This is a genomic window from Stenotrophomonas sp. YAU14D1_LEIMI4_1, from assembly GCF_003086815.1.
Taxonomy (GTDB): Bacteria; Pseudomonadota; Gammaproteobacteria; order Xanthomonadales; family Xanthomonadaceae; genus Stenotrophomonas.
The window spans coordinates 2,386,140-2,398,429 of sequence record NZ_CP025997.1; the positions used below are offsets into that span (position 1 = coordinate 2,386,140).

The window sequence follows — 12,290 nt, forward strand, 5'->3', positions numbered from 1 at the left end:
CATGCCCGGCGACCGCTCTCAGATATCGCTGTGATGGTGCGGCACGTTGGCCGGCAACGGATCCTGCCCACCCACGAAGTGCCGCACGATCGGCGCACGCTCGCCACGGTGCAGGCCGCGCAGCGTTTCCTGGATCGCCTTGTCGTCGGCGGTAATGCGCTCATGCTGGCGCAGATGCTCCAGCCACGACGGGGTCACGAAATACTCCAGGTGCACGCCAGGCGTCGCCACGTCTTCCACCACGCCCCACACCACCGCACCGTCGCGGCGGCGGATCGTGCCCAGCGCGCGCATCTGTGCCTGGAACAGCGCGCGGTCGCCGGCTTCAATGCGGTATTCCACCGTCACCAGCACCGGGCCGCGATCATGCGACACCGGCACTGCCAGCTCCGGTGCCGGCCAATGCCCGGCCGGGCGCAGGTTCAGTTCTTCGGTACCGGCAATGCGCACGCGCCAGACCAGCAGGCCGCCCACCACCGCGCCCACGGCCGCCACCAGCAGGGCCAGTTCCGGCGAAGTGCGCTGGGCCAGCGCGCCCCAGCTCAGGCCACCGGCCGCCATGCCCGCCGAGAACACCATGATGTACAGCGCCAGCGCACGTGCACGCACCCATGCCGGCACCGCCGTCTGCGCCGCGATCTGCAGCGAGGACAGCACGGTGATCCAGGCGAAGCCATTGACCAGCATCACCACCGGCAGCACGTACCAGCTGCGGGTCAGCGCCAGGCCGACCAGGCTGCACGCCAGCGCCAGCGTCGCCAGCAGCACCAGCAGGTCGCGATCGAGTTTGGCGCGCAGTTTCGGCAGCAGCAGCGCACCGCCCACTGCACCGATGCCAATGCAGCCCAGCAGGATGCCGTACTGCCCTGCCCCGCCATGCATCTGCCCACGCACCACCACCGGCAGCATCGCGTTCATCGCGGCGGCGAAGAAGAAGAAACCCACCGACTTGATCAGCACCGCCTGCAGGCGACCGGCACGGCTGGCATAGCGCAGACCGGCCTTCAGGCCCGCGCCGAAGCCCTCCGGCGGCAGGCTCGATGCCTTCGGGTCGCGCTTCCAGCCCCAGACCACGAACAGCATGGCGGCGAAGGTGATGGCATTGAAGCCGAAGGCCCACACCGCACCCAGCTGCGCCACGATCACGCCGCCGATGGCCGGGCCGATCGAACGGGCGATGTTGATGCCGATCGAATTCAGCGCCACCGCCGAGGCCAGCATCGGCTGCGGCACCAGTTCAGAGACGATTGCGGCCTGCGCCGGCATGGCCATGGCCGCACCACAGCCCATGCAGAAGGTCAGCAGCACCAGCAGGTTGGGGGTCAGCAGGTCGAACGCGGTCAGCGTGGCCATCACCGCCGCCACCAGCAGCATCCAGCCCTGGGTGAACAACAGGTATTTCCGGCGGTCGACAATGTCGGCCAGGGTACCGGCGGCCAGCGCCAGCAGCACGATCGGCACCGTGGTGGCCGACTGCACCAGGGCCACCATCAGCGGCGAGCCGGTGCGCTCGGCCATGACCCAGGCCGCGGCGACGTCGTTCACCCAGGTGCCGATGTTGCTGGCCAGGATCGCCAGCCACAGGGCCCGGAACATGCTGACTTTCAGCGGGGACCAGGCACCTGCGGCCTGGGGGGAAGGTTGTGACGCGGTTGCGTTCACCATTGCCATGCTCCAACGATCGAGGCGAACAGGGTGTCCTGGCCGCCGGCCTGCTTCAGTGCAGGACCGGCATCGACCCAGGCCAGCTGCAGCTGCCATTGCCAGTGTTCGCTGGCTTGCCAGCGGGTTTCGGATTTGTATTGGGTGCCGATGCGGCGCGCGCCACCGGCACTGCCGGGCAGCGCCGACAGCGGCGCGGGGGTGGTGTAGACCGCATCGGCGCTGCGATGCTTCCAGGCCATCTGCACGCCCAGTTCGGTGGTGACCTTCGGATCCAGCCGCAGCGACAGCGTGGGCTGCACGTCCATCAGGTTCGCCGGCGCCAACAGGCTGGCCTCGCTGAAGTACGCCGATTTGGGGAACAGCGCGTTGAACGTGCCCAGCCGGCCGTCATGCAGGTTGCCATCGCCACTGGCGATGTCGGCCTTCAGGCCCAGCCGCGGCTGCAGTGGCAGCGCGGGCCAGCGCCAGCCGGTATCGGTGGCGAGGGTCCACGCACGGATATCAAGATCTGCGCCGGCCGTGCGCAGCTCACCGCCCTGGGCCACCAGTTCGGTGTTCCAGTCCAGCCCGCCGGCCTGGCCAAACCAGCGCGTGCCCACGGTCTGTCGCCGCTCCACGCCCGTGCCGGCGGCGAAGCGCGCGCCGTCGCGGCGGTAGTCCAGCAGGTAGACATCCCACTGCCCGGCACCGTGCCCACGCGCAGTGGTGGCATAGGCGCCCCACAGGTGGGCACCGTATTCGCCGCGGTCGTCGAATGCACCGGGGCGGTTTTCCACCGGGCGCAGCGCCATCAGGTCCAGCTGTCCCAATCGTCCGTTCCAGCCAACGCGCGCACCATCGAAGGCCAAGCGGATGTTCGGGCCATCGCGCACGGACAGCAGCCGCGAGCTGCCGTAGCCGGCTTCCTGCCGGCCCAGCTGCACGTGCCAGCCTTCGCCCTGCCAGCGCCAGTACGCCTGCTGCACATCCAGCGCGCTGCGATCGGTGCGGCCGGGGCCGCCAGCCTTGCCGTCCTCGGCGTGCACGCCCAGCTGCAGCTTCGCTTCCCAGTCATCCCGGCGGTAGGTGGCCGCGGCCAGCGCGCGCAGCAGGCCGTAGCCATCCTCACCGCCGCCCACGCCGAAGCGCGTGGGGTCGTAGTACAGCCCACGCACGCGCACCGAGGCATCCCACTGCAGCTGGCCATCGCCCACTGCCGTGCAGGCACCGCCGTCGCAGGCCAGCGCCAGCGACGGCGCGGCCAACGCAGCCAACGTCAGAACGCGAAGCACGAGCACCCCATGGCGCCCCAGAACGCAGTCAGATCATCGGTCGGTGCGGCGTGGTGGGCGGCGTGGCCATGCGCACCGTGGGTGCCACATGCGGCCCCGTGGTGATGGTGGTGGGCCGCGGCCAGTCCGGTGGCCGCGCCACCCACGTGGTAGCCGCCGAACGTGTTCACCGGCGACCAGTCCGGCATGGCCGGCGGCAACTGCGGGGCCAGCCCGGCGTAGTCGCCGTCGGCATGCACGATGCGGCCGCCGACCACGGTCAGCAGGCTGGTGATATCGGCGATCTGCCCATCGTCCACGCGGAAGAAGTCGGCCGACAGCACGATGAAATCAGCCAGCTGGCCTTCCTTCAGCGTGCCCTTCACCGCTTCGTCGCCAGAGAACCACGCACTGCCCTGGGTCCACAGGCGCAGGGCCTGTTCGCGTTCCAGCAGGTTCTCGTCGCCGTACAGCGCCAGCCCACCCACGGTGCGCCCGGTCACCAGCCACGACAGCGCCACCCACGGGTTGTAGCTGGCCACGCGCGTGGCATCGGTACCGGCGCCCACCGGTACGCCTTCGGCCAGCATGCGCCTGACCGGTGGGGTGTGGCGTGCAGCCTGCACGCCATAGCGCTGCACGAAGGCTTCGCCCTGGTAAGCCATGCGGTGCTGCACGGCAATGCCGCCGCCCAGCGCACGGATACGCTCGATGTTGCGCGGGGTGATGGTTTCGGCGTGGTCGATGAACCAGTGCAGGCCATCGAACGGCACCTCGCGGTTCACCTGTTCGTACACGTCCAGGATGCGGGTGATGCTTTCATCGTAGGTGGCGTGGATGCGGAAAGGCCAACGCTTTTCCACCAGCAGCTTGACCACGTCGTGCAGCTCCGGCTCCAGCTCCGGCGGCAGTTCCGGGCGCGGCTCGTTGAACAGCTCGAAATCGGCCGCCGAGAACACCAGCATTTCGCCGGCACCGTTGTGGCGCAGCAGGTCATCGCCCTGGCGCGGCTGCAGGATCTCGCTCCAGCCGCGGAAATCGTTCACCTCGTTGCCCTTGTTCTGGGTGAACAGGTTGTAGGCGATACGCACCGTCAGCTGCTCATCGCGATGCAGCTGCTCGATGACCTGGTAATCCTCGGGGTAGTTCTGGAACCCGCCGCCGGCGTCGATCACCGAGGTAATGCCCAGGCGGTTCAGTTCGCGCATGAAGTGGCGGGTGGAATTGGCCTGGTATTCCACCGGCAGGCGCGGGCCCTTGGCCAGCGTGGCATACAGGATGAGCGCGTTAGGCTTGGCCAGCAGCAGGCCGGTCGGGTTGCCCAGCGAATCGCGCACGATCTGCCCGCCCGGCGGGTCCGGGGTGTCCTTGGTGTAGCCGCAGGCACGCAGCGCCGCACGGTTCAACAGCGCGCGGTCGTACAGGTGCAGCAGGAACACCGGCGTGTCTGGCGCGATGTCATTGAGTTCCTGCAGGGTCGGCAGGCGCTTTTCGGTGAACTGGCTGGCGGTGAAGCCGCCGACCACGCGCACCCATTGCGGCGCCGGCGTGCGGTCGACCTGCGCCTTCAGCATGGCCATGGCGTCGGCCAGCGAACGCAGGCCGTCCCAGCGCAGCTCCAGGTTGTAGTTCAGGCCACCGCGGATCAGATGGGTGTGGCTGTCATTCAACCCGGGAACCAGACGACGGCCCTGCGCATCCAGGATGGTGGCCTCGTTGCCCCAGCCGCGCATGATCTCCTCATCGCTGCCCACGGCGACGATGCGGCCTTCCTGCACGGCCAGTGCCTGCGCGTGCGGGCGTTGCGGGTCCAGCGTGGTGATACGGGCATTGCGGATGACCAGGGTGCTCATGCGGCGCTCCTTGGAGGGTGATTCGATTGCGCCGGCGGCAGTGCCGGCCAGGCCCAGCGCCAGCGCGGCGCCGGCACCCAGCAGCACGTTGCGGCGGCCGGGATGGTGGGGGTCGGAATTCATGCAAGGTCTCCCTGCAGCAGCGGGCCATCCAGCGCCCAGGCACCGGGCCCGGCGCAGGCGATGGCCAGCAGGACGAAGGTCCACATCAGCGGGTATTCGACCCCACCGCGCATCCAGAACCAGCCCTTGGGCAGGGCCAGCAGCGCGGTGAAGCCAATGAACGCGGCCGCCGCCAGCGCGGCCACGCGGGTCTGCCAGCCCAGCAGCACGGCCAGGCCGGACAGCACCTGCAACAGCGCCAGCAGCAACGGCAGGGGCGCGGCCGAGGGCAGGCCGAAGCCGCGCAGTTCGCCGGCAAAGCCACCCAGGCCGGGGCCGCCGAACCAGCCCAGCAGCTTGCCCAGTGCGTGTGGCAGCAGGAATCCACCTGCCGCCACGCGCAGCATCAGCAAGGCCAGGTCCAGGCCGTGACTGCCGATCATGCTCAGTGACCGCCTTCCTGTGCGCCGAACATGGTCTTGGCGTACTGGATGCCGATGCCGTAGCCACCGGCGTGGTCGCGGGCGATGCCGGTGGTCAGGCCATAGGTTTCGCCGCGCGCCCAGTCGCGCTGCAGTTCCAGCAGGTACTGCACGCTGGTGATCGGCACGGCACCGGCCTGCACCATGCGGGTGATGGCGCGCTCGTGCGCTTCGTCGCTCACGTCGCCACAGGCGTCGGTGATCACGTAGACCTCGAAGCCCTGCTCCAGCGCCGACAGGGTCGGGCCGACGATGCAGACGCTGGTCCACAGGCCACCCAGCACCAGGCGGCGCTTGCCGATGCGGTTGATCTCATCGATCACCGGCTGGTCTTCCCAGGTGTTCATCGAGGTGCGGTCGAACACGGTCTGGCCGGGGAAGATCTCCGGCAGTTCCGGGAACATCGGGCCGGAGAACGACTTCTCGGCCACGGTGGTCAGCACCACCGGCACGTTGAAGCCCTTGGCGCCCTTGCTGATCAGCGAGACGTTGTTGCGCAGGGCCGAGATGTCGATGGTGTGCGTGGCGAAGGCCATCTGCGATTGGTAGTCGATCAGCACCAGGGCGTGGTCGGTGGGCGACAGCAGGCCCTTGGCGGGGGTGGCGGTTGCGGTTGCGGTGGTCATGGTCAGACTCCAGGGGTGGTTGAAGGCGGGGGCGTCAGGCGGCCGCAGGCGCGCTCGGCAGGCAGCCGCAGCGCGGCGTCACCGGCCAGGTACTGGCCGGGGCTGCAGCCGGTCTCGGCGCGGAAACTGCGCACGAAATGGCTCTGGTCGAAGAAGCCCAGGTGTTGGGCCAGGTGGGACATGGAACCGGTGCTGTCGGGCAGCAGTTGCCGGGCCCGCTCAATGCGCCGGCGCCGCACATAGCGCAGTGGGCTGGCACCGGTACCAGTACGGAATAGGCGCACCAGATGGAAGCGGCTGACGCATGCCACTTCGGCCAGCTCGGTCACCCGCAGCGGCTGCGACAGGTGCTCGTCGATGTAACGCAGGGCGCGCTGCAGTGCGGCCGACTGATTCGGCGCAAGCGCGTCTGCCGCGAACGCAGGCGGGGTTTGCAGGGCCATGCGAATGCACCGCGACGGGGGCCTTCATGGTGCGCTGCGGTCGTGCCGCGCCCTACCCCCGACGGTCCAGCGTGCCACTCACCCTTTTGGGGGAGGCCCGCGCTCCAGCACACGCCGCCCGAACTGGCGTGCATCCACTGAATAGGCCCCGGGGCCCAGCAGGACCAGCGCCACCGGCAGTGCCAGCAGCAACCACGGCGCGGCCTGCAGCCACAGCCCGAGCAGGGCCAAGGGCACCGCCAGGGGGGTCAGCCAGCCCAACAGCAACAGCGCCTGTGCGGCCACGCAGACCAGCCAGACCGCGCTGCCGGGCGCCTGCGTCGGCCACAGCGCCGCCGCCAGGCACAGGCGCAGCCACAGCAGGCCGATCCCCGGCGCGCGGTCGGGGAACATCACGAACAAGCGTTGCATCGGTGGCCTCCCTGCTCTATGCCGATGTGGTAGCGCACCCACGCGCCGCGCGCCTGCCCCGTTCGGGTCACCCCGCGCTGCCCCGCACCTGCCAGAATGACGGTATGCGCGCCCTTCCCCGCTCTTTCCTGCAGTGCCTGCAGGGGCTGATCTGCTGCCTGTCGCTGGCGTTGCCGGCAATGGCGCTGGCCGTGCAGCAGCCTCCGGTCAGCACCGGCATGCCCGGCTACCAGCACACGGCCTGGCGCGTGGGCCAGGGCGCACCGGGCGATATATGGGATATCGCCCAGGACCGCGACGGCCTGCTGTGGCTGGCCACCGGCTCGGGTCTCTACCGCTTCGACGGGCGCCGCTTCGAGCGTCAGGCGCCACCGGCGGGCCGGCGCTTCCCCTCGACCAACATGGTCACCCTGGCACGCGACGCGCAGCAGGGCCTGTGGATCGGTTATTTCCAGGCGGGCATCAGCCACAGCCAGCCCGGGCGGCTGGACAACTACGGCCGCGCCCAGGGTGTTCCCGTGGGCGTGGTGCCGCGCTTCGAGCACGATCGCAATGGCAGGCTGTGGGCCGCAGTGAACGGCGGCCTGCGCTGGTTCGACGGGCAGCGCTGGCAGGCCGATGCCAGCACCGGCCTGCCCGACCGCCGCGTGCAGTGGGTGTTCCAGGACAGCCACGGCACGTTGTGGGTACTGGCCGACCTGCAGGTGTGGTCGCGCCCGGCAGGTGCCACACGCTTCACCTCGACTGGCATCGCCGTCTCGCAGATGTCCACGCTGGCCGAGAGCCCGCGTGGCGAAGTGTGGCTGGCCGACCGCAACCGCGGCACCCTGCCGCTGGCTGACCGCAACGGCGTGCTGCCGGCCAGCGAGCGCGAGGCGCGACGCCTGCCCGGCCTGCTCGCCGCGCGCATGCAGTTCACCGCCAATGGCGACCTGTGGGCGACCTTCAGCCCGCACGGTGGTGTGGCCCGGGTCAGCTTCGACGGCGACACCGCCACCGGCATCGAGCGCTTCGACACCGCCGAAGGTTTGACCGCCACGTCGGCGGTACCGGTGTTGCTCGATCGCGAAGGCAACATCTGGGTGGGCACCAACCTGGGTTTGAACCGCTTCCGCGCACGCAGCGTGCAGACCCTGGCCGTCGGACCGACCGACCCATACCGCTCGCTGGTGCGCACCGACGATGGCCGCGTGTACGGCTATGGCGAAGACCTGCAGCCCTACGATCTGCGCCGACAGCTGCTGGACCGCAGCGCAAAAGAGCTGCAGGCCGCCGCGCGCCAGGAAGCGCGCCCGATGTGGCAGTTCGACTGGGTGAACCTGGCCCGTACCGAAGCCGGGAAGACCACGCGCATTCCGCTGCCTGCCCCGTTCACCGGCCAGCCCAGCCACGCCCTGCTGTTCACTGACAACGACAATGCGTGGACCTGTGCCGGCGAACAGGCCGTGCTGCATTACCAGGCCGGGCACTGGCTGCGCGAACCGCGCCTGCCCGAGCGTGCCTGCTCCAGCCTGGCCCAGGGCAGCGATGGCAGCCTTCTGCTGGGGTATGCCGATGGGCGCGTGCGCCGCTTGGACAGCAGCGGCGTAGCCACCTACGGCACCGCGCAGGGGCTGGACGTGGGGCCGATCACCGCCTTGCTGCAACACCGTGACCTGCTGCTGGTTGGCGGTGAGTCGGGCCTGTCGGTACGGATCGGCGACGGCCGGTTCATGAGCGTGCGCACTGACCTGGCCGGCGTGCTGGAGGGCATCACCGGCATTGTGGTCGATGGCCGCGGCCGGGTCTGGTTGAACGGCAGCCGCGGCCTGGTACGCCTGCAGGAAACCACCCTGCGCAGCGCGCTGCTGCAGGGCACGCCGCTGAGCCCGCGCCTGTTCGATGCGGTGGATGGGATGCCGGGCATCGCCCTGCAGAGCGGCCCCATTCCCACCGCGGTGCTGGCCGCCGACGGCCTGCTGTGGCTGGCCACCAACCAGGGGCTGGCCTGGCTGGACACCACCCGGAACCATATCGATACCCAGGCCCCGGGCGTGCGTATCGGCGATGTGCTGTATGGCGATACGCACCAGCCGCTGACCGAAGGCCTGCAACTGCCGGCCGGCACCACCCAGCTGCAGATCGATTTCGTGGCGTTGTCACTGGCAAGGCCCGAACGCAACCGCTATCGCTACCGTCTGTCCGGGGTGGATGACAGCTGGCAGGATGCCGGCAGCAGCACCCGCGCTTATTACACCAACCTGGCCGCCGGCAGCTACCGCTTCGAAGTGGAAGCGGCCAACGAGGACGGCGTCTGGAGCCAGGAGCCCGCCAGCCGCAGCTTCCGCATCGCCCCCACCTTCGTGCAGACGGTGTGGTTCAAGCTGCTGTGTGCGCTGCTGGTGCTGCTGGTGCTGGCCATGGCCGTGCGCGTGCGCAGTGGCCAGCTGGCCGCGCTGTTCCGCGCCCGTCTGCAGGAACGCCACGGCGAGCGCGAGCGCATCGCCCGCGACCTGCACGACACCCTGTTGCAGGGCAGCCAGGGGCTGATCCTGCGCCTGCATGCCATCAGCCAATCCGAACGCACCCCGGAGCCGGTGCGCGCACAGCTTGAATCGGCCATGCAACTGGCCGAGCGCAACCTGGCCGAGGGCCGCGAACGGGTGAACGCGCTGCGTGACGGCCCGTTCAGTGGGCGCGACCTGGCTACGGCGCTGGCCGATGTGCATGCCGAGTACGCCGGCGAAGGCACCAATCCGCTGCGCCTGACCGTGGAAGGCACCCCGCCGCCCCTGCAGACCGACGCCGCCGAGGAAGTGTTTCTGATCGGCCGCGAGGCCATCCGCAACGCCTTGCGCCATGCCCAGGCCAGCGCCATCGAAGTGGAGCTGTCCTACGGCCCACGCAGCTTCCTGCTGCACGTGCGCGACGATGGCATCGGCATTGCCGACCCCGGCGCCAGCCACGGCCACTGGGGCCTGCAGGGCATGCGCGAGCGTGCACAGCGGCTGGGTGCCGAGCTGCAGCTGTGGACCCGCCCTGGCCTGGGCACCGAAGTCGCGCTGGCCGTGCCCGGCCGCCGTCTGTACCAACGAAGCGCGCCACGTTGGCGCTGGCCCTGGAGCCGCCCCACCCATGACTGATTCCCCCGCCCCCATCGGCGTACTGGTGGTCGATGACCACCCCCTGCTGCGCGATGGCCTGGCCGCCCTGCTGGGCGCGCACGCCGACCTTCGCCTGCTGGGCGAAGCCGCAGACGGCGAGGAAGCCGTTGCCCGCTACCAGCAGCTGCAGCCCGACGTGGTGCTGATGGACCTGCAGATGCCACGCCTGGATGGCGTGGAAGCCATCGTGCGGATCCGCGCGCTCGATCCGCGCGCGCGCATCATCGTGCTGACCACTTACCGCGGCGACGTGCGTGCGGTGCGCGCACTGCAGGCCGGCGCCAGTGCCTATCTGCTGAAGGACATGCTGCGCCACGAGCTGGTGGATACCATCCGCACCGTCGCTGACGGCCGCCGCGCGGCCATTCCGGCCGAAGTGGCCGCCAGCATCGCCGCGCACGTGGTGGAAGACCGCTTGTCGCCGCGGGAAACCGAAGTACTGCGCCACGTGGCCAGCGGCCTGTCCAACAAGCGCATCGGCGAGCGCATGCAGATCTCCGAACAGACAGTGAAGGCGCACATGAAGAGCCTGATGGACAAGCTGGGCGTGGGCGACCGCACTCACGCGGTCACCCAGGCCCTGCGCCGCGGCATCATCAGCCTGGACGACGGCAACCCGTAACGTCGAGCTTGCTCGACGGCTTCTGCCTCACCGTAGCGTCGAGCTTGCTCGACGGCCTCTGCCTTACCGTAGCGTCGAGCTTGCTCAACGGGTTTCCACTCAGTCGAGCAAGCTCGACTCTACGTTCATGGCGTTCCGCTCAGTCGAGCAAGCTCGACTCTACGTTCATGGCGTTCCGCTCAGTCGAGCAAGCTCGACTCTACGTTCATGGCGTTCCGCTCAGTCGCGCGAGCTCGACTGCGCATTCCACGCGGCCACCTTGGCGCGGGTATCGGCCAGCATCTTGTCCAGCGCGGCGCGGTCATACACATCCCCGCGCAGGATCACGCTGTCGATCTTCTGCGTTGCCGCGATGTCCTGCAGCGGGTTGGCGGTCAACAGCACCAGATCGGCAGCCTTGCCCGCGGCCACGCCACCGTATCGATCCATCTGCCCGAACCATGCCGGGCCGGAGCGGGTGGCCGCCGACAGCGCCTGCGGTGCGCTCAGCCCTTCCTTCACGAACAACTGCAGCTCCTGGTGCAGGGCGATGCCGGGGAAGTTGTACGAATTGAGGAAGCCTGCGTCGGTGCCGGCAATGATCGTCACCCCCGCTTCCTGCAGCATCGGCAGCACCGCGGCCACCTGGTGGTACTGCGCATGGCGCGCCTCGATCTGCGCCGGGCTGGCCTTGGCCGCACGCTCCACGCGCCAGGTGTAGGTCGCGCGCAGACCGGGGCCGATGTAGGCCAGGTAGGGATCATTGGCATGGTCATCCTGGTCCAGGAAGTCCAGGATGCGCCCACCATTGAGGGTCGGAGTCACGAATACGCCGCGCTTGGCAAAGTCGCGGTAGGCGTGCATTGCCGTATCGCGGTCGAAGCTGGCATCCAGGCGGCGGTTGGCTTCGGCGCGGTCGATGCGACCGGCGCCGAAGTCGGCGGCGATCTGCGCCTCATCCTTGCTGCCGGCCTTGAAGGCGTAATCCAGGTGCTCGATCGACGCCAATCCGGCATCCACCGCCTGCTCCACGGTCAGTGCCATCGGAATATGGCCGGATGCCTTCAGACCGGCGTTGCGCGCGGCGCTGGCCGAGTACAGGAACAACTCCGGCTTCAGCGTGCTGTCGGTGATCTTCACGAAATCGACCTTGTCGCGCTGCAGCCGGGTGATCGCCTGATCCACCTGCGCCTTGTCACCGACTTCGATGGTGCCCTTCCACACCGGCTTGATGCCTTCAATCTTTGCCCCTGAACTGAGCAGGCGCGGCCCGAACAGGGTGCCGTCGGCAATCTGCCCGCGCCACTGCAGTACCTGTTCGGGCAGGTCGCCCGAACAATCGCGAATGGTGGTGATGCCGTGGGCGATGTACAGCGGCAGCAGCGCCTTGTTTTCCTCCACCAGCGCCGGGCCGCCACCGAAGTGTACGTGCATGTCCCACAGGCCCGGGATGAGGTACTTGCCGGCGGCATCAATCTGCCGGCTGGCGCGCCATTGGCTGCGCAGCTGTGCGTCCGAGCCCACCGCCACGATGTCGTCGCCACGGATCACCACGCTCTGCCCGGGCAGGCTGCGCGCGTGCTCGACATCGACCACGGTGGCGTTGCGGATCAGCAGGTCGGCACGTTCGGCCGCAGACGCCGACAGCGGCGCGACGGCAACAAGGATCGCAAGGGACAAGGGGCAGCAACGGAACATGGACGGCATCCTGGTA

10 protein-coding genes are annotated in these 12,290 nt (G+C 69.1%); 2 read left to right on the plus strand and 8 right to left on the minus strand.

The window, feature by feature from the left end:
- Positions 1-18 precede the first annotated feature (18 nt).
- The 7 genes from C1932_RS11095 to C1932_RS11125 form a co-directional block, all read right to left on the minus strand.
- Positions 19-1,665, minus strand: coding sequence for an MFS transporter (locus C1932_RS11095; protein WP_108762202.1), 1,647 nt, complete (start codon positions 1,663-1,665; stop codon positions 19-21).
- Positions 1,659-2,942 (minus strand): alginate export family protein, encoded by a 1,284-nt coding sequence (locus tag C1932_RS11100; RefSeq protein WP_108762203.1) that lies wholly within the window; start codon positions 2,940-2,942, stop codon positions 1,659-1,661. The genes C1932_RS11095 and C1932_RS11100 overlap by 7 nt, the downstream gene beginning before the upstream one ends.
- The gene (locus tag C1932_RS11105) at positions 2,921-4,768 is read right to left on the minus strand and encodes an amidohydrolase (RefSeq protein WP_199912034.1); all 1,848 of its coding nucleotides are present in this window, start codon (positions 4,766-4,768) and stop codon (positions 2,921-2,923) included. The genes C1932_RS11100 and C1932_RS11105 overlap by 22 nt, the downstream gene beginning before the upstream one ends.
- A 119-nt stretch (positions 4,769-4,887) precedes the next feature.
- A complete protein-coding gene (locus C1932_RS11110) occupies positions 4,888-5,313 on the minus strand; it encodes a DoxX family membrane protein (protein WP_108762205.1) in 426 nt (141 codons plus the stop codon).
- A gap of 2 nt (positions 5,314-5,315) precedes the next feature.
- Positions 5,316-5,978: a hydrolase gene (locus C1932_RS11115; RefSeq protein ID WP_108762206.1), complete on the minus strand. Its 663-nt coding sequence runs from the start codon at positions 5,976-5,978 to the stop codon at positions 5,316-5,318.
- A 2-nt stretch (positions 5,979-5,980) separates the two neighbouring features.
- On the minus strand, positions 5,981-6,421 hold the full coding sequence (locus C1932_RS11120) for an AraC family transcriptional regulator (RefSeq protein ID WP_108762207.1): 441 nt from the start codon (positions 6,419-6,421) through the stop codon (positions 5,981-5,983).
- Between the two features lie 78 nt (positions 6,422-6,499).
- Positions 6,500-6,832 (minus strand): hypothetical protein, encoded by a 333-nt coding sequence (locus C1932_RS11125; protein WP_108762208.1) that lies wholly within the window; start codon positions 6,830-6,832, stop codon positions 6,500-6,502.
- Between the two features lie 104 nt (positions 6,833-6,936).
- Here C1932_RS11125 and C1932_RS11130 point away from each other — a divergent pair, with 104 nt between their 5' ends.
- Entirely contained in the window at positions 6,937-9,954 is a 3,018-nt protein-coding gene (locus tag C1932_RS11130) for a sensor histidine kinase (RefSeq protein ID WP_108762209.1), read from the plus strand.
- Positions 9,947-10,597 carry a response regulator transcription factor gene (locus C1932_RS11135; protein ID WP_108762210.1) on the plus strand — a complete coding sequence of 217 codons (651 nt, stop codon included), beginning with the start codon at positions 9,947-9,949 and terminating at the stop codon, positions 10,595-10,597. The genes C1932_RS11130 and C1932_RS11135 overlap by 8 nt, the downstream gene beginning before the upstream one ends.
- 219 nt (positions 10,598-10,816) lie before the next feature.
- On the opposite strand, the gene C1932_RS11140 is transcribed toward C1932_RS11135, so the two are convergent.
- Complete coding sequence (locus tag C1932_RS11140; protein WP_108762211.1) at positions 10,817-12,274, minus strand: amidohydrolase family protein; 1,458 nt, start codon at positions 12,272-12,274, stop codon at positions 10,817-10,819.
- Positions 12,275-12,290 lie beyond the last annotated feature (16 nt).